This is a genomic window from Acidisoma sp. L85 (assembly GCF_009765865.1).
GTDB lineage: Bacteria > Pseudomonadota > Alphaproteobacteria > Acetobacterales > Acetobacteraceae > Acidisoma.
Genome location: NZ_LMUQ01000026.1, coordinates 264,419 through 283,748, shown reverse-complemented (window position 1 = coordinate 283,748; position 19,330 = coordinate 264,419). Strand labels below are relative to the sequence as shown.

Here is a 19,330-nt window from a genome sequence, read left to right as displayed (position 1 = left end):
CGGCATGCGCGCCTTTCTCCTGCGCCGTCTGGCGACGCTCGTCGCGGCTCTATTGGTTGCCTCGCTGGTTGTCTTCGTCGTGCTGCAGATCTTACCTGGCGATCCGGCGCTGGTGATCCTGGGGCCAGATGCGCAGCCCGATACGCTGGCGGCGCTGCGCCATCAACTCGGCATCGATCTGCCGGTCTGGCTGCGCTATCTGCACTGGATCGGCAGCCTGCTGAGCGGCGATTTCGGGCGTAGCACAGCGTATGACATTCCGGTCTCCGACCTGATTCTGCAACGCATGGCCGTTACACTCCCACTTGCGGTGATGGCGATGGCGCTGGCTGGCGTGCTGGCTGTGCCGCTAGGCGTCGCAGCTGCAGTACGGAAGGCGCGGCTGGCGGATGTCGGGATCATGGGCCTCACCCAGATTGGCGTGGCGCTGCCGGATTTCTGGGTCGGGCTGCTGCTGATCCTGGTGCTCGCGGTCCACGCAGCCTGGTTCCCGGCTGGGGGCTTTCCCGGCTGGTGGCATGGTGCCGGTGCCGCGTTTCGCGCGCTGATCCTGCCGACTGTGGCGCTCGCTTTGCCTCAGGCGGCGATCCTCACGCGCGTTGCACGTGGCGCCATGCTCGATATTGGCAGCCGCGACTATCTGCGCACCGCGCGCGCGAAGGGTCAGCGCGAGCGCCGCATCGTCTGGCGTCACGCGGTGCCGAATGCGCTCGGCCCGATCATCACGATGATGGGCCTGCAATTCTCGTTTCTGCTGGCAGGAACAATTATCATCGAGAATGTCTTCGCCCTGCCGGGGCTTGGCGCGCTGCTGTTCCAGGCCATCGCGCAGCGGGATCTCGTCGTCGTGCAGGATCTGGTCCTGTTGTTCGTGGGCATTGTCATCATCGTCAACGCGGCCGTTGACTTGCTGAACGCCGCCATCGATCCCCGGCTGGTGGAGGCGACGGCGTGAGGGTGGGGCTGGCAATCGGCGGCGCGCTAACGGCCGGTATGCTCGTGCTCGCCGCGCTCTCGCTGGTCTGGACACCCTATCCTCCCACCGCCATCGACATCATCCACCGGTTGTCACGCCCCTCCGCCGCCCATTGGTTCGGCACAGATCCGTTTGGCCGCGACGTATTCTCCATGGTCATGGTCGGCACCCAGGATGCCGTGGCCGTCGCCGCCTTGGCGGTGCTGCTGGGCACCGCGATCGGTGTGCCCGCCGGGATGCTGGCAGCGACACGCGGTGGCTGGACCGATGAGACGGTGATGCGCGGCGCCGATCTCACTTTCGCCTTTCCGGCCGTGCTGACGGCGGTGATGCTGACCGCGCTGCGCGGTGCTGGAGCGATCACCGAGATCATCGCGATCGGCGTTTTCACCGCCCCTGTGCTGGCCCGCACCACGCGTGGCGCCGCCGCGGCGATCTGGGTGCAGGATTATGCCCGCGCCGCCCGCGCCCTCGGCCGCACTCGCCGAGGCGTCGCGCTGGTCCATGTGCTGCCCAATATCCTTGGCCTGCTCATCGTCCAGGTCACCATCCAGCTTTCGCTTGCCGTGTTGGCCGAGGCGGGGCTGTCCTTCGTGGGGCTGGGCGCCCAGCCGCCGGCGCCGAGCTGGGGGCGGATGCTCAACGAGGCGCAAACCTATATCTACACAGCGCCGCTGCTCGCGGTGTTTCCGGGCCTCGCGATCGCTGCTGCGGTTCTTGGCCTCAATATGCTGGGCGACGGTCTGCGCGACCGCTTCGACCCAAGGCGAAGGAGATCGGCCCAATGAAGCCCGGCGAGTGGACGGTGGCGAAAATCCAAGCGGCGCTGGTGCGCGGCGAGACGACGGCCGAAGCGATCCTCCGACAGGCTCAAGGTGAAATCGACCGCCTCGATGGCAGGCTCAATGCCATCATCACGACCAATCCTGATGCGCTGGAGGAGGCCCGGGCGATCGACCGTCGCATTGCTGCGGGGGGGGATGCCGGGCCTCTGGCGGGCGTCCCAATCGTCGTCAAGGACACGATGGACATCGCGGGACTGCCGACGACCGGCGGTTGGTTCAAGCTCAGCAGCAGGGCGGGTGGCACCGATCTCATTCCCAGCCGCGATTCACCGGTCGTCGCCCGCATGCGTGCGGCGGGCGCGGTGATCCTCGGCAAGACCAATGTGCCGGTGATGAGCGCGAGCGGCACCCACGCCAATGACAGCTGGGCAGGCCCCACGCTCAACGCCATCGCGCCAGATCGCGCGCCCGGCGGCAGCAGCGCGGGCAGTGCCACCGCGGTCGCGGCAGGCTATGCGGTGATCGGCCTCGCCGAGGAGACCGGCGGCTCGATCCAGAACCCGGCTGCCGCGCAGGGCCTGGTCGGCATCAAGCCGAGCTTTGCCCTGATACCGAATGCGGGGGTCATGCCGCTGGCTGGAAGCACGCGGGATGTCGTGGGGCCGGTGGCGCGCACCGTGTCGGATGCCGCAATCGCGCTGGATGTGCTCGCGGGATATACGGCGGCCGATCCGAAGACGGTCGCTGGCATCGGCCACCGGCCGAAAGGGGGTTATGCGGCGTCGCTCCGCCCCGGCGCGCTGAAGGGACGCAAGCTCGGGCTTTATGGGGCGGGATGGCGCGCGGCACCGCTCTCATCGGAGACCGAGACGCTCTACGCCGCCGCGCAGGAGCGGCTGCGGCGCCAGGGTGCGCTGCTGGTGCCCGATCCCTTCGCCGGCAGTGGCTTCGCGGAACTCGCCCGCTTGCTGCGCGGCATGCCCTACGATCCGCGGGGTGAGGAATATGTCGCCTATGACCTGGAGCGCTACCTCGCGGGCTTCGGCCCAGGCGCACCGATCCACTCGATCGAGACTTTGCGGCGCGTCACCGGCGCGGACCCGCTCGGCCCTTCAGGCTCGCTGGGCTATCTTTACGAGCTGGAGAATTTTGCAGCTCTGGTCGAGAATTATGGTGAGGCGCCTGACATGTCGGAGTTCGTTGCGGCGCGCGAAAGCTACCTCGACATATTCGACAAGGTCATGGACGCTGCCGGGCTTGATGCGATTGTGATGCCACAGACGCGCGAGGCGATTCCGCCCCGTGAAAGCGACCTTGTGATCCTGGAGACCGCGGTTTCGGAGATCAATATCTCTGGATTGCCTGGCATCACCGTGTCCGCTGGCACCTACGCCTCCGGCGGCGGTGCCGGGCTGCTGTTCGTGGGGCGGCTGTGGTCCGAGGCGACCTTGCTCAACCTGGCGCTGGATTTCGAGGCATCGTGCTGAAGCGGTCCCGCCAGGCGGGTTTCGCATCGGGATAGGGCAGGGCGGTCGCCTCGAACACGCCGCGCGCGATGGCGCGCGATAAGGTGAGCGCCGCGTGGTGGCAGAGCAGGGTGAGCACCATGGGATCCACTGCCGGTCCCTCGCCTGTGCTGGCGGCGAAGATCGTGTCGCCGTCGAACGGAAGATGCGCTGGCATGATCGCCCGCACGAGCCCGTCCTGCCCGGCGATGGCAAGGCGCTTGGCCTGTGCTTTGGTCAGCGGCGCGTCCGTCACAATGAGGCCGATGGTGGTTCCGGTTTCGGGGGGTGGGGCGGCGCCCTTCAGGCGCGGCGTAAGGGCGTCCGCCGGCATCGGAGACGGCCAGCCGATACCGCCGAATTCACCGTCGCGCTCGAAGGGCGCCGACCAAAAATGCGGGCCATCGCTCAAGCTGGCCGCGCCTACGGCGTTGACGGCCACCAGCGCCGCGACGCGGTAGCCGGTTTCCGTCTCGCTGCTCGCCGAGCCGATGCCGCCCTTGAAGGTCGCGGTTGTGGCACCTGTGCCCGCGCCGACCGAGCCGAGGGCGAAGGCACCCGACCGTGCCGCCTCGGCCGCCTGCCAGCCAAGCTCGCGATAGGGCGGGTAGCGGCCCCAATCCTTGTCGCCGCCATTGAGGAGATCGAACAGGATCGCCTGCACCACGATTGGAACGCGCGCCGCGCCGACGGCGACGCCACGGCCGAGGCCGCGCAACCAGGCCTGCACGCCGCTCGCGGCACTCAGGCCGAAGGCTGCTCCGCCAGAGAGCACCACCGAATCGACTTTCTCGACGGTCATCTCAGGCTCGAGAAGTGTCGTGTCGTGTCCACCCGGCGCGCCCCCAAGCACGCAGACGGAGGCGATGGCCGGCGGGTCAAACAGAATCGCGGTCACACCGGAACCGAGCGCGAGGTCGGTGGCGTGACCGACCATGACGCCTGGAATATCGGTGAGCAGGTTGCGCATCTAGTCGGGCGTCTGGGGACGGAACAGCAAAGCGAGATATTCCCAGACTACCGTCGCCGCGGCCAGCGCGGTGATCTCGCTCACGTCATGCGCAGGCAGAACCTCCACCACATCCATGCCGATGAAGGGAATGCCGCCCAATCGCCGGATGATGGCCTGCGCCTGCCAGGAGGCGAGACCGCCGATCTCCGGCGTTCCCGTCCCCGGCGCGAAAGCGGGGTCGAGGCAATCGACGTCGAAGGTGAAATAGGCGGGACGGGCATTGCCGACGACCTCGTGGACACGAGCGGCCACAGCGGCCGGGCCGATCTCATGGACTTCCTGCGCGCTCAGGATCGTGACGCCCTGGCTTACCGTCCAATCCCAGATCTCGCGCTGGATGGGCGAGCGGATGCCGATCTGGATCATCCGGCGGGGATCGACCAGACCCTCGTTAATGGCGTGGAAAAAGACTGAGCCGTGCCCATAGACTTGGCCGAAGTTATCGTCCCAGGTATCGGCATGGGCGTCGAAATGAACCAGCCCGAGCGGCTCGCCGATGCGTTTCCGCAGCGCGCGCAGCAGCGGTAGCGTGATGCCGTGCTCGCCGCCGAGGGCCAGCAAATGCTTCAGCGGCGCCGCCTGCTCCTCAATGAGGGCGAGGCTGCGCGTCAGGTCGCCCAGCAGGATGCGAAACTCGCCAATATCGGCAAGTGGCAGCGTATCGACGCGGGTCCAGAAATGAGGGTGCTCGCCATCGACCAGCATGCGGCTGGCCTGGCGGATCGCCGCAGGTCCGGAGCGCGCGCCGGAGCGGTTGGTGACACCAATGTCGAGTGGGATGCCAGCGACTACCAGTTCTGCGTGAGGGTCGCCGCCATGTGGCAGGCCGAGGAAGCCCGGCGGGGTAGCGAAGGTCGGCATGTCGGCCATTGCTGATCGCCTTTCCTGGTCCCCGGCTTCTGTAGCGGGGACCCCGCCGCTTGGCGAGGCGATCGCAAAGTTGGCTGTCGCGCGGTCTGCTGCTAGCTCGCCTTTACGCGCGTCACTCTTGTGCTGCTGGCCGTGGCGGCACTGCTGGCTACGGGAGCACCCCTGGTCACAGATCGTGAAGCCAGCGCATTTGCCACTTCAAGGTCAAGCCATGAGGAGGAAGCGTTCGACGCGCCCAGGATTTCGGACAGCTTCGCCTGTTGCTGTTTGAGCCACGACAGCATCTCGACAATTTCGACATCCGAGCTATCGACCGCAAGGCGCTCAAGATCGAATTCTTGGAGCCGTTGCAAGGTCGGCTGGGCACGGAGTGTGCGCGGCGAGCCGGGCAGGTGGGTGGCATCCTCGGCCCGGACCACGGAGAGCGAATGAAGGCGCGAGGGGTCGAGAGAGCGTGCCAGTTGCAAGTGAAAGCCGTGTCGGCTGGAGCCGATGCCGGCCTTACGAAGATCCTCTCGTGGAAGATTGGCGATGACGCGCCCAATCGTCTCGGCGCCATCGCGAATTTCGAGCACCACCGGCGTGTCGGGAAACTCGGGGAGCCAAGCCCAGCCTGAGACGGTTACGTGATCCGCCCATTCGAGGTAGCCGATTAGTGGGCCCTGCTGCGGACGTTCCATGATCTCGGCGGGAATGATGCCCGCGCGCAAAGCGAGGTGTTCGCGGATGCGTTCGAGCTCGGGGCCTTGCTCGACGAGTGGTGCGCAGGAACTCCAGGATGGGGTTAATTCCTGCCGCCGCGCGGCCTCCGCGGATTCTTCCGCGTTCAAGAACATGCCGCGATTGCCACGATCTACATAGCTTTCCGCAAACGCATCCTCAGCAACCAGAAGCGCGGAGCGGCTGAGTTCAATGTGAAAATACGAGACCTCGTCGAGATTCTCGCAACGCAGAATCGTTACACCATTAACCAGCTTGTTCGCGGGCACCAATACGCCACTGACATGGATGCAATGCAGTGGGGACACGCGTAGGTCGCGGGAGGTCGACCCTTGTCGATCGCCCCGGCCTTGATCAGCACTGGAACGATTCCCGGGTTTGTTTTCGTGAAGGGAGCTCGGTACATCTTACGTCCGATCCACCGGATCGGCATGGGGACATTAGGCCAGGCCAAAACATTATCGCCGATGCGTAGATTTTCGACCTTCACGCGACCGCGCTCAGTGAGTATGCGCGTGCCTATATAGAAGCTGGGCATGTGATCCTTTACACTTCGGACTGTGCGAAGCGGCTAGGCGGAGGGCCCCTCGACTAGAAGGTCTCTTCGCTACGAAATTCTCGAAATGCACGGTGTCGAGCATGCTCCTCTCTCGCTTGATCACCCATGACAAACCTTGCGTGCTGTTCAGCCCTTCTACACGAAGATCAGCGCTTGGGGACGATCAAGACCTAGAGCGTGTTGATGATATTTTGTCAGAGCGCAAATTTTTGGATGCACCTAGCGTCGCGAATCAAAGCAAAATTTTTTGGATCGATATCAGAATAATCAAATTACGATATAACAACTAATAGAAGAATCCAAGTCGCGTTTAATCGAGATGGCATCATTTTGAATCGATCTCATAACCATGTGCTTTCGTTACAAGACCGTCCTCGGCTGGCGATGGATTGGAGCGCATCTCAATTTCGGCGAAAATTCTTCTGTGAGGCGGCTTTTTAGACGGGCTCGGCCTGATAGGCGGTGAGGCATGCAAGATCAACGATCTGGCTAACAGAAGCGTCCATCGGCAGGATTTGGACAGGTTTTGCCATGCCGAGCAGGATCGGGCCAATCGTGCTACCGCCACCTTGCGCAGCAGTCATGCGAAATGCGAGCCGCGTTGTAATATGGGCAGCATGCAGTCCGGGCATGACCAATACATTGGCGGGGGCAGTCAGCCGGCAGAAGGGGTACAGCGCGCGCACAGCGGGCTCCAGCGCCGCATCCGGACTCATTTCACCGTCGAATTCGAAATCCACGCCGCGTTCCTCAAGCACGCGGACAGCCTGCCGGCTTGCTTCGCCCACCTCGAACATCGGGTTGCCGAAGGTCGAGTATGAAAGCAGCGCGACGCGTGGCTCATGGCCCAGGCGCCGCGCCGCGGCCGCGGCGCCCACTGCGATGTCGGCGAGTTGCTCGCCTGTGGGCCGTGGGTGGATCAGCGTATCGGCAACGAACAGCGTGCCGCGCGGACCGACCATCAAGGTCAGACCGAAAGCGGCACCACCCGGTGCCGGATCGATCGCACGCTGGATCTCCTCGAGGCAGACATAAGTCGGACGTGTCAGGCCCGTAACCACTGCGTCCGCATCCCCCAAAGCGACCATGCAGGCGGCGAAAACGTTACGATCGATATTGACCATGTGCTGGCAATCGCGAGCGAGATGGCCCTGGCGTTGTAGCCGCCCATAGAGGAATTGCGCGTAGTCGCGATTGCGCCCGGAGCGCTTGGCGTTCTGGATCTCGATCCCGCCAAGATCTCCGAGGCCGAGATCCCGCACGATGGCGTTCACCCGTTCCTCTCGGGCCACCAGGATCGGCGTCCCATAACCGGCATTGCGGAAGGCATAGGCGGCGCGGACGGCTTTCTCCTCTTCACCCTCGGCGAAAACCACGCGCTTTGGCTGCGAGCGCACTGCTTCCATAATTGTGTCGAGTACCAGCGCCGTCGGGTCCAGCCTTCCCGACAATTCCCGGGCGTATTTGCGCAGATCGGGCAGCACCTTGCGCGCCACGCCCGAATCGATCGCCGCTTTCGCGACAGCCGGTGAAATGCGGGAGATCAAGCGCGGATCGAAGGCGTTCGGGATGATGTAGGTCGGACCGAACTTGAAGCGCGCCCCGGATCCGGCAACACCGACTTCGTCCGGCACATCCTCCCGCGCGAGCTGGGCCAGCGCATGGGCCGCGGCGATCTTCATCTCCTCATTGATGGTGCGCGCACGGACATCCAGTGCGCCACGAAAGATATAGGGAAAGCCGAGAACGTTGTTGACCTGATTGGGATAGTCGCTGCGGCCGGTGGCCACGATCGCATCTTGGCGCACGGCATGCGCGTCCTCGGGTGTGATCTCGGGATCCGGATTGGCCATCGCGAAGATGATCGGGTTCGCCGCCATGCTGGCCAGCATCGGCCCGGTCAGCGCACCCTTGGCGGAGAGGCCAAAGAAGACATCGGCGCCCGCGCAGGCATCGGCGAGTGTGCGTTTCGTTGTCGAAACGGCATGTCCCGCCTTCCACTGGTTCATACCCTCGGTGCGGCCCTGGAAAATGACGCCTTTGGTGTCACAGAGCAGGATATTTTCCGCCCGCATGCCCAGCGCCTTGAGCAACTCGATGCAAGCGATACCGGCCGCACCGGCGCCGTTCACGACCATGCGGGTCTCGGCGAGGGCGCGGCCGGTCAGATGGCAGGCGTTGATGAGACCGGCTGCGGCAACGATGGCCGTGCCGTGCTGGTCATCGTGAAATACCGGAATGTCCAGCATCTCGCGGAGCTGGCTTTCGATGATGAAACATTCCGGCGCCTTGATGTCCTCAAGGTTGATGCCCCCGAAGCTCGCGCCGAGGTAGCGCACGCAGTTGATGAACTGATCGACGTCCTCGGTGCTGACCTCGAGATCGATGCCGTCGACGTCGGCGAAGCGCTTGAACAGCGCGACCTTGCCCTCCATCACCGGCTTGGAGGCGAGGGCGCCAAGGTTTCCGAGGCCCAGAACCGCCGTCCCATTGGAGATCACGGCCACCATATTGCCGCGTGTCGTATATTCGTACGCGAGGTCGGGGTCCTTGAAGATGCGCAGGCAAGGCTCGGCGACGCCGGGGGAATAGGCGAGGGAGAGGTCACGCGCCGTAAGCAGCGGTTTGCTGATGCGGGTCTCGAGCTTGCCGGGGCGGCCGGAAGAGTGCAGGAGCAGCGCCTCTTCGGCCGAGACGCGCGTGGTGCGCCGATCCTTGTCGCCTTCGGCCATGGCAGCTTCCCCTAGGTTCGTCTTATGAGCCCATACTGAAGCGCCTCAGCCTGTCGGGGAAGCCCAGTCGCGGTCTTCGCGCCGCTCTAAATGGCGGCTAAACGAAGACTATGGGGATTCCGAATGCGGACGGCGCGTCGCCTTCCATGGCGCAATGGTTCGCGATGAAGGCCGAGCATCCGAACGCGCTGCTGTTCTTTCGGATGGGCGATTTCTACGAGCTGTTCTTCGCCGATGCGGAAGCGGCCGCCGCCGCGCTCGATATCGCGCTGACCGCAAGAGGCGAGCACGGCGGAAGCCCGATCCCGATGTGCGGCGTACCCGCGCATGCGAAGGAGGCATATCTCGCCCGTCTTATTCGCCGTGGTTTTCGCGTGGCACTCGCCGAGCAAACCGAGGATCCGCGCCGCCGCACCGGCAAAGGGCCGCTGAAGCGCGAAGTTGTTCGCCTCATTACCCCCGGAACCTTGACGGAGGACGCGCTGCTCGAAGCCGTGCGGCCGAACTTGCTTCTCGCTATTGTCTCGCTGGCGCCCCCCAAGCCAGTAGCACGCGGCAACCTGGCCCCGCTTGGGGCTGCCTGGCTCGACATCTCGACCGGCCAGTTCGAGACAGCGGCGATTGCGCCGGCCGCACTTCCGGCACTGCTCGCCCGGCTTGATCCGGCTGAAATCCTCGGCGGCGATGGCGTCGACCTCGGCGGCTGGTTGTCGCGGCGCGGCGCCGATCCGGTGGTGGTGCCGAGACCCGAGGCGGCGCGTGCGCGGCTGGCCGGCATGTTCGGCGTCGCCAGCCTGGACGCCTTCGGAAGCTTCACGGATGAGGAAGCCTCCGCTGCCGCCGTCGCCGTCGATTATGTTCGCCGCACCCAGGCCGGTCGGGAGCCGCATCTCTCTCGCCCCCGGCCGGAAGGTGGGCGCGGGTCGCTCGCCATGGATGCGGCCACCCGCACCAGCCTGGAGATCTGCGCGCCTCGGCAGGGCGGTGACGCGGCCCATACTCTGCTCGGAGCCATCCGCCGCACCGTGACACCGGGTGGCGGCCGATTGCTCGAGGCGTGGTTGCAGGCACCGCTGACCGAGCGGGAGGAGATCTTCCATCGTCAGGACGGCTGGGACTTTCTTTCGTCCCATGCGGCAATGGCCGAGGGTCTGCGGCAAAGGCTGCGCGCGGCCCCGGACATCGCCCGGGCTCTGGCGCGCCTCGTGCTGGGGCAACGCATCCCGCGAGATCTCGCCGCGTTGCGGGATGGGCTGCGCGCCGCCTGCGATCTTGCGGAGTTGCTGCAGGGCGCGCTGCCGCCTGTGCTCTCCGGCGTCGCCACGGATCTCGCTTGCCTGCCGGAGCTCGCCGCATTGTTGGAGCGGGCTCTGGCCGATCCGCTGCCGGCGCGGCTGGAGGATGGGCGTGCCATCGCCTTGGGCTTCGACCCGGAACTCGACGCCGAGCGCAGGCTGCGGGACGAGCAGCGCCAAATCCTTGGGCAGGTTCAGCTCGACTACGCGCAGCGTTACGGCGTTGGCAGTCTCAAGATCCGCCACCATGCCCAGATGGGTTATGTGATCGAGGTCCCGGCCGTCGCGGTGGAAGGGCTGCGCGCGCATCCCGACCTCGTGCTGCGCCAAGGCATGGCGAATGGGGCACGCTTCACCAGCGTCGAACTGACCGAACTAGACACCCGCATCGCTGCTGCCGCCGAACGCGCGGCGGACCGCGAGAAGCTCGTTTTCGAGCATCTGGTGGATCGCGTGCTGGCCGAACGCGCCGCCATCACCCGCTGCGCCGCTGCCCTGGCACTGGCCGATGTATTGCAGTCCTGCGCGAGGCTCGCCGCCGGTTCCGGCTGGTGCCGGCCGATCGTGACGGCGGATGAGGCCTTTTGCATCACCGGCGGCCGCCATCCGGTGGTGGAGGCGGCCATCTCCGGCGGTGCTCCCTTCGTTCCCAACGACTGCGATCTGTCACCGGGACGCCGCCTGATGCTGCTGACCGGGCCGAATATGGCTGGAAAATCGACCTTCCTGCGGCAGAACGCCCTCATTGTCATCATGGCCCAGGCGGGTTTGCCCGTCCCGGCGGCCCGCGCGGAAATCGGCATCGTCGACCGGCTTTTCTCCCGCGTCGGCGCGGCGGATGACCTCGCACGCGGCCGCAGCACCTTCATGGTGGAGATGACGGAGACCGCCGCCATCCTCAACCAAGGCGGCCCGCGCAGCCTTGTAGTGGTCGATGAGATTGGTCGTGGCACCGCCACGCTCGATGGTCTGGCAATCGCTTGGGCGGTGCTAGAGGCACTGCACAATACGATTCGAAGCCGCACCATCTTCGCCACGCATTTTCACGAACTCGCCCGCCTGTCCTTCACCCTTCCGCAATTGCAAGCCGCCACGATGAGGGTGAAGGATTGGAAAGGTGGCGTCGTTTTTCTCCATGAGGTGACGCAAGGCGCGGCTGGCCGCAGCTGGGGTGTGCATGTCGCGGCGTTGGCCGGCGTGCCGGCGCCTGTCGTCAAGCGCGCCGGGGCTTTGCTCGCGACTCTCGAAAAGGCGGCGCCGCTGACCGAGTCGGCGGAATTGCCTCTTTTTGCCGCCGCGCAGGACCGGGCTTTGGTGCCTGCCGAAACGGTGGCGGAGGCCCCGGATCCGCTGAGGGCCGCTTTGGCAGGGCTTGATCCTGAAGCAATGAGCCCGCGTGAAGCGCTGGACAGCCTTTACGTGCTGAAAGACTTGCTTTCTAGCCCTGATGAAGAGGAACAGTTACCATTAAAGGAATGTTGACCGAAACCTCTTTCCCGCGTGGCGCGGCAGCGGCGCCCGCGGCCTTGTCCGACGCCCTCGCCGAACTGGCCGGCGAGGCCGGCGGCGTCGCGCGTGAGGCTGCTCTCGGCGCTTTCCGCCGTCACCTGGCACGCGTGCAGCACCAGGTCCAGCACGCTTTCGAGCGCGACGAGATTTCCGGTCTGGCCGCGGCGCGCCATCTCGCCTGCCAGATGGATGCGGTCATCGCGACCCTGGTTGCCTATACCCAGAATGACGCGGTGCCGGGTGCCACCGACCGCATGGCCGTGGTGGCCACGGGCGGCTACGGGCGCGGCTACCTCGCCCCTTTCAGCGACATCGACCTGCTGTTTCTGACCGAGGCCGACCCCTCCGACCGCACGCTGCATGGCGTCGAGTTCATGCTCTATTTCCTGTGGGATTTGGGCCTGAAGGTCGGCCATGCCACGCGCTCCATAAGCGAATGCCTGGCGGAGGCCAAGCGGGACGCGACGATCCGCACGACTTTGCTCGATGCCCGCTGTCTGGTTGGCGATGAGGAACTCTTCGCGAATTTTCGAAACACGTTTCGTGGCCAGTGTCGCGAGGCAGGCGCCGCCGAATACATCCGCGTAAAGCAGGCGGAACGCAGTTCGCGCCATCGCCGCTACGGCGAGAGCCCGTTCATGGTCGAGCCAAACGTCAAGGAAGGACGCGGTGGGTTACGCGATCTGCATTTCCTCCACTGGATCGCGAGCTATGTCTTCGACATCGACAGCGTCCAGGACTTACTGACCAAGAACGGCCCCTTCGGCCCGATGCTGACGACGCGGGAAGCACGGCACTTCAACCGTTCCGCTGATTTTCTTTGGACAGTGCGGTTTCATCTCCACTACGTCGCCGGCCGGCCCGAGGAACGCCTGACGTTCGATCTGCAGCCCATCGTTGGAGCCCGCATGGGCTACACGCGCCATGGTGTGCAGGACGGCGTGGAACGTTTCATGCGCCACTATTTCCTGACGGCGCGCGACGTCGCCCGGATTTCCCATGTGCTGGAGCCTGAGCTCGTCCGCATTGCGCGTGGCACGCCGGCCCTGACGGCGGGCGCTGATGAAAGCTTGGTGCAATCGGGTTTCGCCTTGGCGGATGGCCAACTTGTCTTCGGTGCCGCCCAAGACCCGGCGGCCTCGCCTATCCTGATGTTGCGGATCATGCAGATCGCGCGGGAACGCCATCTGCGCATCCATCCCCTCGCATTGCGCGCCATGATACGCAACGAACGCTCGGCCATCGCCTTGCGTCGCGAGCCCGAGGCGATGGCGATCTTCCTCGACCTGCTGTGCGGCTGGGACGGTGAGGAGCCGCGCTCGGATGGCGCGCGCTGGATGACGATGCTGAACGAGACCGGCCTTCTCAGCCGGCTCTTGCCAGATTGGGCGCGCATCGTCGGCCAGATGCAGTTCGACACCTACCACGTCTTTACCGTCGACGAGCATACGATCGAGGCGTTGCGCATTCTCGCTTCGCTAGAGCGCGGCGATCTCGCAGAGGCGGCGCCGATTGCCTCCAGCATCGTCGATCACCTGCAATCCCGTCGCGCGCTTTACACGGCTGTGTTGCTGCATGACATCGCGAAGGGCAGGGGCGGTGACCATTCCGTTCTCGGCGCTGAATTGGCCCTCAGCGTTTGTCCCATGCTCGGACTTTCGGCGGAGGAGACCGAAATGGTCTCTTGGCTTGTGCTGCATCATCTCCTTCTTAGCCAGACCGCCTTCAAGCGCGACATTGACGACCCCAAGACCATCCTCGATCTCGTCGACACCATCCAATCCCCCGAGCGACTCAAGCTGCTTCTGGTTCTTACCGTCGCGGATATGCGTGCCGTATCACCGAAAGTCTGGAACGGCTGGAAGGCGACGCTGCTGCGCGAGTTGTATAGCCACGTCGCCGAAGTGCTCGCCGGCGGCCTTGCCACCACCGAGCGCGACGTGCGCGTCGCCCGTGCGAAGGAAGCGGCGGCGGAGCGGCTGGAGGGCTGGTCGCAGAAGGACATCAACACCTTCCTCAACCTCGGCTATCCCGCCTATTGGCTGAGCTTTGATCCATCCACCCATGAGCGCCACGCGCGGATGATCCATGATGCGAGTCACACCAATGCGCCGCTGAGCGTCCGCACCGAAGTGCTGCACAATCGCGCGGTGACCGAGGTGACGGTCTATGCCGCTGACCATGCCGGCCTGTTCAGCCGCATCGCTGGCGCACTCGCCATAGCGGGCGGTTCGATCGTGGACGCACGCATCCACACGCTGACCAACGGCATGGCGCTCGATACTTTCTGGATCCAGGATGCGGCGGGCGGCATCTTCGCATCTCCGCAGCGCCTGGCTCGGCTTTCGGTGCTCATCGAGCAGGCGCTTTCCGGCCGCTTGCGTCTTGCGGCCGAGATCCGCAGCCTGTCGGATGCGCTGCTAGGGCAACGAATGCGGGCGATCCATGTGCCGCCGCGCGTGGTCATCGACAACCACGCTTCCAATACCCATACGGTCATCGAGGTGAACGGCCGCGACCGGCCGGGCTTATTGCATGACGTAACGGCGGCCATCACCGACCAGGGCATGCAGATCGCCTCGGCCCATGTCAGCACCTATGGCGTGCGGGCTATCGACGTCTTCTACGTCAAGGATGTCTTCGGCCTGAAGGTTCAGAACGAACGCAAGCTGACCGGTTTGCGCCAGGCCATTCTCGATGCGCTCGCCTCGGATGAGTCCGGTCGCACCCCCGAGCAGGATAGCCGGCGAGATCGCCGCGCGGTCGACGCGGCTTAGAGACTTGCTATCAAGCGGTCTCTTAGTGTGACGCCGGAGTGACGTTGGCGGTCGGGCTCTTTTCGCTATCCTGAGGTAAGACCATCTGACCAACGGATGCTGCTTGCAAGGACGCGCCGATGAGCGACATGAAGACCGCGAGACTGGTGCTGGACAGCCGTTGCGGCACCGCGGAATCCCCGGTCTGGGACAGCGAAGCGAGCCTGCTGTATTTTGCGGATATCCCGCGCGGCCAGCTTCATCGCTTCGACCCCGCAACCTCCGCGCATCAGGTCTGGACCTTCCCTGACTCGCTTGGCAGCCTTGGTCTCTGCCGCTCGGGTCGGATTTTGATTTGTCAGAAGCAGGCTCTGGCGATCTTCGATCTCGGCCGTGAGACATTGACGCCGCTCGCCGCGATCAGCGAGCCTACGGGCAACCGCCTCAATGACGGCAAGGTCGGGCCCGATGGCTGTTTCTGGGTAGGCACGATCAACGAGAGCGGCGACGGCGCGGCAAGCGGCAAGCTCTACCGCATCACGCCGCAGGGTAAGGTCGAGATCAAGGTCGAGGGGCTGAAGAACTCGAATGGCCTTGCCTGGACCGCGGACGGCCGGAAGATGTTCCACTCCGACACTCGCGGCCCGTGGATCGATACCTGGGATTTCGACACCGCTACTGGCGAGATCAGCAACCGGCAGCGCTTCGCGGATCTGACCGAGGCGGAAGGGCGGCCAGACGGTGGCGCCGCCGACGTGGAGGGCGGCTACTGGTCGGCGGGCGCCGGAGCGGGGGTGGTCAATCGCTTCGCGCCGGATGGGCAGCTGGTCGAGAAGATAGCGATTCCTGTGCCCAATCCGACCATGCCCTGCTTCTCCCCGCATGGCCTGTTCGTGACGACCGGGCTGCCCAAGGAACCCGAGGTGCAAGCACGCTATCCGCAGGCCGGCGGGCTCTTTTTGCTGCCCAGCCCGGTGGCGGGCGTCCCGGTGACGCGCTTCGCGGATTGAGGCTGGTATCTTTGGTTCGCACCAAGGCCGGATGTCTCTAATCCGATCCGCGCTCATGCCACCGCGTCATGCTCGGCGAAGGCCGGGCATCCACGCCTTCGCTTGTGGGACAAAAGGCAAGACGTGGATGGCACGGGCTGCCCCGCACGCCTTCGCGTGCCACGACGGGGTCTGGGTCAGGGTTGAGCTTGGATGATCACGCTTAGGCGTGACAGTCCGCCTCGCGCGCGGTGAGTAGTGACAGACTGATTTTAAAGCATTTTTCCGAGGACCGCAGTCTCTTAGTCCGCAGCGGACTTGTTCCCCAACGTGCCACTTGCTGGCGTCGCCACCTCGGCAAGCTTGGTCCGGACGTCACGCAACTCCTTCTGCAGCCGCGCCAACTCCCCTCTCAGGGTGGCGATTTCAACCCTCGGATCCGCCGGTGGTGCGGTAGCAGCGCCCTCTTCCACCCCACCCTCGCCCCGGTAGAATGGGCTAAACAGGCTCATCGTCCGCTCGATCATCGCCATGTTCTGGCGGCTGACCTGCTCGATATCGAAGGGAAACAGGTTTCCCATGGTTTGCTGCATCGTCTGGCGAAGCTGCTGCTGTTGTGTCGTAAAATTCGCCATCGACTGTTCGAGGTAGCGCGGCACGGCCCCCTGCATGCTGTCGCCATAAAAGCCGATGAGGTGACGCAGGAAGGCGGTCGGCAACAGGGCGCTGCCCTTGCTCTCTTCCTCAACGATAATCTGAGTCAGCACGCCGCGCGTGATATCCTCGCCCGACTTCGCGTCGAATACCACGAAATCGCGCCCCTCGCGCACCATGAGCGCCAGGCTGTCAAGCGTAATGTAACTTGAACTTTCAGTGTTATAGAGGCGTCTGTTAGCGTACTTTTTGACAACGACCGGGGGCTTGGCGTGAGCCTCCGTACCGGGGGGCGGGGCTTCGGGCTGCGGCATCGGTCCACCTCCGTAAGGGGCTCTGTGGGAAAGGCTAGCGGGCCACCACGACTTCAATATGCCGCGATTCCGCCATAATGATAGCGGGTGACCGACGCCTGGGACACTACCCAATGTGCGGTGCAGGAGTATGGATGCGACATGGACCAGCGTCACCCGCCCGCCGACGACTCGGAGGGCGATCTCCGCAAGCTTGCCGAGGATTGGATCACGATCTGGCAGAGCGAGATCACCGCCTTCATGGCCGACCCGGAGACGCAGCAATCCTGGGGCTCGTTGATGGCGCTCTGGGGCGGTGCCGCCCAGGCGATGGTGCGTGCGATGCCCCAGGGCGTGCCGTATCCCAATGCCGGCTGGCCGCCATCCGGAGCAACAAGTGACCGCTCGCGCCAATCCGCCGGGCCCTCTCCATCGCCGGGGCCCCCGCCCGCTGCTGCTGCACCTGACTCTCGCGATGACGAGATCCGCCGTCTCGAGCGGCGCGTGGCCGAGCTGGAGCGCTATCTGGCCCCAGCGGACAGCGGCGGCGACGGCGCCCCCCCTCGCACGCCTCGCCGAGCTGCTAAAGCGCGACGGGTCGGCAACTGAGGGGCAATTCGCGCAAGCCGTTCTTGCGGAAACCTGGACTCAGGACCGCGCGCTACTGAAAGGCATCGCCGCCTACCGCCGCCACCCCTATTCCCGCGCGATGCCGGAGCCGCCTACGCTGTGGCATGAGGGTAGCAGCCGCTTGCTGGACTATGCCCCGGGGGCCGGCGGACCTATTATTTTGTTCGTTCCAAGTCTTATAAACCGATCCTATATCCTTGATCTTATGGAAAATCGGTCGGTCCTTCGCTGGTTTGCCGCAGCGGGAATGCGACCGCTCCTATTGGATTGGGGCGCGCCCGGAGCGCTCGAGAACAGCTTCACCCTCACGGACTATGTCGCCGGCCGGCTTGAGCGAGTGCTCGGTTCCCTCGAGGAGCCCGTGATCCTCGCGGGGTATTGTATGGGCGGCCTGCTCACCCTTGCGGCCGCTGTCCGTCGTCCCGACCGGGTGAGGGGATTGGCGCTGTTGGCGACGCCTTGGGATTTTCACGCGCCAGACGCAGACCGGGCGAGAAACCTGGCCGCGCAACTCCCAGCGCTGGAGCCCGCCATGGCGGTGACCGGCAATCTCTCGACCGACTTGCTCCAGATGCTGTTCGCCTGTCTCGATCCCTTTGATGTCACGCGTAAATACCGCGCTTTCGGGCGGCTGGAACAGTCCGGCGCGGGCGCGACCATGTTTGTGGCCATCGAGGATTGGCTGAACGACGGGATCCCGCTGGCGGCACCTGTCGCACGCGAATGCCTTGGCGGGTGGTATGGCGAGAATCTGCCGGCACGGGGTGCCTGGCGGATTGCGGGGGCGCCCATCGAGCCCGCTGCCTGGAAAGGCCCGAGCTTCGTCGCCATCCCCGAACGGGACCGCATCGTGCCGCCGGAATCCGCCATAAGCCTGGCGACTGCGCTGAAAAGCGCAGCCGTCCATCGACCAGCGGCGGGCCATGTTGGCATGGCCGCCGGCAGCCGGGCAGAGTCAGAGCTTTGGCGCCCTTTGCGCGATTGGTGCGCGTCGATCTGAGACTGACCGATACCCCGCGCGATCGCAGGCAATTGCGGCCAATTCTTGCCAACGCCGCCCTAGATCCACCGCAACTCCACGCCAAGTTACTCGTCAACGGCATCGGTGTCCCCCGCGCCGCCACTGATACGTAATAGTTACGGAACCTTGGTAAGCTGCGGGACAGGAGGATGAAGCAATGACGATTTTCTCACGCTTTACGCTCAAACGCGGCCTGGCCGCTGGCGCCCTTCTGGTCGCGCTCGCCGCGCCACTGGCCGCTCCGGCACAGGCGCAATACTGGCATGGCGGCGGTGGCGGCTGGCACGGCGGCTATGGCGGGTACGGCGGCTACCACGGTGGCGGCTATTATGGCGGCTACGGCGTTGGCGCGGTGGTCGGTGGTGCCCTGCTCGGCGCCGCGCTCGGCACAGCTTTGGCCGCTCCGGTCTATGCGGCTCCGCCGCCAGTCTATTATGCGCCTCCGCCTCCGCCGGTGTACTATGCGGCACCGCAGCCTTACTATTATGCAGCGCCGCCTCCGCCGCCGCCGGGTTATTATTACCAGCACTGACGGGTAGGCGTACAGAAGAAGCGTCGCGTTCGGCGGCGCTTCTGCCGTCGCGAGCCGATGTTGTTGGATGAACAATTGCTTGGCGCTGAGTAAGAGCGGGCCGCCGCATTCCAGATATTAATGTCCGGTTAAACACTTTCACCGAATGCTCCGCGAACAAAAGACGCGGAGCTGAGCCATGTCAGGCATTCGAATTATTCCCCCCGCCAGTGGCGAGTTTGTGGAAGAGCGAGATGGCTTCGTCTGGCAATGGGGCCGCTGGATACCGGAGGCGAATTTCTCACATCTCTTGCAGCAGAATGCTTCATCGGCGATCACGAACTACCTGACGCAACGGAATGAATGGACGCGGGAGCATGCCGCGGGTGGGGCGTTCGAGGCCGGCTATCAGCGACATCACTTACATGGCCGCCACCATTATCCCCAACTTCGCCATGATAACCGGACCTGGCCCCAGGTGATCGGGGGGTTCTTCGGTAACATCGCCCGCGA

General features: G+C 64.7%; 14 protein-coding genes and 1 pseudogene. 10 read left to right on the top strand and 5 right to left on the bottom strand.

What is annotated here, in order from left to right:
• Window positions 1–4: 4 nt before the first annotated feature.
• The 3 genes from GSQ83_RS07240 to GSQ83_RS07230 are packed head-to-tail and all read left to right on the top strand — an operon-like array spanning window position 5 to window position 3,248.
• Window positions 5–955: an ABC transporter permease gene (locus GSQ83_RS07240; RefSeq protein WP_158802207.1), complete on the top strand. Its 951-nt coding sequence runs from the start codon at window positions 5–7 to the stop codon at window positions 953–955.
• Window positions 952–1,764 carry an ABC transporter permease gene (locus tag GSQ83_RS07235; RefSeq protein WP_254065542.1) on the top strand — a complete coding sequence of 271 codons (813 nt, stop codon included), beginning with the start codon at window positions 952–954 and terminating at the stop codon, window positions 1,762–1,764. The genes GSQ83_RS07240 and GSQ83_RS07235 overlap by 4 nt, the downstream gene beginning before the upstream one ends.
• Window positions 1,761–3,248 carry an amidase gene (locus GSQ83_RS07230; RefSeq protein ID WP_158802206.1) on the top strand — a complete coding sequence of 496 codons (1,488 nt, stop codon included), beginning with the start codon at window positions 1,761–1,763 and terminating at the stop codon, window positions 3,246–3,248. Before GSQ83_RS07235 ends, GSQ83_RS07230 begins: the two co-directional genes overlap by 4 nt.
• Here the strand turns inward: GSQ83_RS07230 and GSQ83_RS07225 are convergent.
• From GSQ83_RS07225 to GSQ83_RS07205, 4 genes and pseudogenes are all read right to left on the bottom strand, one after another.
• The gene (locus GSQ83_RS07225) at window positions 3,214–4,236 is read right to left on the bottom strand and encodes a P1 family peptidase (RefSeq protein WP_158802205.1); all 1,023 of its coding nucleotides are present in this window, start codon (window positions 4,234–4,236) and stop codon (window positions 3,214–3,216) included. The two genes, GSQ83_RS07230 and GSQ83_RS07225, sit on opposite strands and share 35 nt — an antisense overlap.
• Window positions 4,237–5,148: an agmatinase gene (speB, locus tag GSQ83_RS07220; RefSeq protein WP_158802204.1), complete on the bottom strand. Its 912-nt coding sequence runs from the start codon at window positions 5,146–5,148 to the stop codon at window positions 4,237–4,239.
• Between the two features lie 92 nt (window positions 5,149–5,240).
• Window positions 5,241–6,406, bottom strand: a pseudogene (locus GSQ83_RS07215) (Hint domain-containing protein).
• A gap of 458 nt (window positions 6,407–6,864) precedes the next feature.
• On the bottom strand, window positions 6,865–9,159 hold the full coding sequence (locus GSQ83_RS07205; protein ID WP_158802201.1) for an NADP-dependent malic enzyme: 2,295 nt from the start codon (window positions 9,157–9,159) through the stop codon (window positions 6,865–6,867).
• A 110-nt stretch (window positions 9,160–9,269) separates the two neighbouring features.
• Between GSQ83_RS07205 and mutS the strand changes: the two genes are divergently transcribed.
• The 3 genes from mutS to GSQ83_RS07190 all read left to right on the top strand — a co-directional run bounded on the left by mutS (window position 9,270) and on the right by GSQ83_RS07190 (window position 15,729).
• Complete coding sequence (mutS, locus tag GSQ83_RS07200; RefSeq protein ID WP_158802200.1) at window positions 9,270–11,936, top strand: DNA mismatch repair protein MutS; 2,667 nt, start codon at window positions 9,270–9,272, stop codon at window positions 11,934–11,936.
• On the top strand, window positions 11,930–14,740 hold the full coding sequence (locus tag GSQ83_RS07195; protein ID WP_158802199.1) for a [protein-PII] uridylyltransferase: 2,811 nt from the start codon (window positions 11,930–11,932) through the stop codon (window positions 14,738–14,740). Before mutS ends, GSQ83_RS07195 begins: the two co-directional genes overlap by 7 nt.
• Window positions 14,741–14,859: 119 nt before the next feature.
• Window positions 14,860–15,729 (top strand): SMP-30/gluconolactonase/LRE family protein, encoded by an 870-nt coding sequence (locus GSQ83_RS07190; protein ID WP_158802198.1) that lies wholly within the window; start codon window positions 14,860–14,862, stop codon window positions 15,727–15,729.
• Window positions 15,730–16,010: 281 nt separating this feature from the next.
• On the opposite strand, the gene phaR is transcribed toward GSQ83_RS07190, so the two are convergent.
• Window positions 16,011–16,676, bottom strand: a complete 666-nt coding sequence (phaR, locus tag GSQ83_RS07185; protein ID WP_158802197.1) for a polyhydroxyalkanoate synthesis repressor PhaR — start codon at window positions 16,674–16,676, stop codon at window positions 16,011–16,013.
• Between the two features lie 141 nt (window positions 16,677–16,817).
• Here phaR and GSQ83_RS30355 point away from each other — a divergent pair, with 141 nt between their 5' ends.
• The 4 genes from GSQ83_RS30355 to GSQ83_RS07170 form a co-directional block, all read left to right on the top strand.
• Window positions 16,818–17,264: a hypothetical protein gene (locus GSQ83_RS30355; RefSeq protein ID WP_254065541.1), complete on the top strand. Its 447-nt coding sequence runs from the start codon at window positions 16,818–16,820 to the stop codon at window positions 17,262–17,264.
• Window positions 17,265–17,364: 100 nt separating this feature from the next.
• On the top strand, window positions 17,365–18,285 hold the full coding sequence (locus GSQ83_RS30350; protein ID WP_371417981.1) for an alpha/beta fold hydrolase: 921 nt from the start codon (window positions 17,365–17,367) through the stop codon (window positions 18,283–18,285).
• A gap of 178 nt (window positions 18,286–18,463) precedes the next feature.
• Window positions 18,464–18,838, top strand: a complete 375-nt coding sequence (locus tag GSQ83_RS07175) for a hypothetical protein (RefSeq protein WP_158802195.1) — start codon at window positions 18,464–18,466, stop codon at window positions 18,836–18,838.
• A gap of 178 nt (window positions 18,839–19,016) precedes the next feature.
• A partial coding sequence (locus GSQ83_RS07170; RefSeq protein ID WP_158802194.1) for a hypothetical protein occupies window positions 19,017–19,330 on the top strand: 314 nt, incomplete at its 3' end.

What these genes read in the sequence shown, in the direction of transcription:
- GSQ83_RS07240 (WP_158802207.1), top strand. Translation starts at nt 5, where the DNA reads ATGCGCGCCTTTCTCCTGCGCCGTCTGGCGACGCTCGTCGCGGCTCTA.
- GSQ83_RS07230 (WP_158802206.1), top strand. Translation starts at nt 1,761, where the DNA reads ATGAAGCCCGGCGAGTGGACGGTGGCGAAAATCCAAGCGGCGCTGGTG.
- GSQ83_RS07225 (WP_158802205.1), bottom strand. Translation starts at nt 4,236, where the DNA reads ATGCGCAACCTGCTCACCGATATTCCAGGCGTCATGGTCGGTCACGCC.
- speB (WP_158802204.1), bottom strand. Translation starts at nt 5,148, where the DNA reads ATGGCCGACATGCCGACCTTCGCTACCCCGCCGGGCTTCCTCGGCCTG.
- GSQ83_RS07205 (WP_158802201.1), bottom strand. Translation starts at nt 9,159, where the DNA reads ATGGCCGAAGGCGACAAGGATCGGCGCACCACGCGCGTCTCGGCCGAA.
- mutS (WP_158802200.1), top strand. Translation starts at nt 9,270, where the DNA reads ATGGGGATTCCGAATGCGGACGGCGCGTCGCCTTCCATGGCGCAATGG.
- GSQ83_RS07195 (WP_158802199.1), top strand. Translation starts at nt 11,930, where the DNA reads ATGTTGACCGAAACCTCTTTCCCGCGTGGCGCGGCAGCGGCGCCCGCG.
- GSQ83_RS07190 (WP_158802198.1), top strand. Translation starts at nt 14,860, where the DNA reads ATGAGCGACATGAAGACCGCGAGACTGGTGCTGGACAGCCGTTGCGGC.
- phaR (WP_158802197.1), bottom strand. Translation starts at nt 16,676, where the DNA reads ATGCCGCAGCCCGAAGCCCCGCCCCCCGGTACGGAGGCTCACGCCAAG.
- GSQ83_RS30355 (WP_254065541.1), top strand. Translation starts at nt 16,818, where the DNA reads ATGGACCAGCGTCACCCGCCCGCCGACGACTCGGAGGGCGATCTCCGC.
- GSQ83_RS30350 (WP_371417981.1), top strand. Translation starts at nt 17,365, where the DNA reads ATGCCGGAGCCGCCTACGCTGTGGCATGAGGGTAGCAGCCGCTTGCTG.
- GSQ83_RS07175 (WP_158802195.1), top strand. Translation starts at nt 18,464, where the DNA reads ATGACGATTTTCTCACGCTTTACGCTCAAACGCGGCCTGGCCGCTGGC.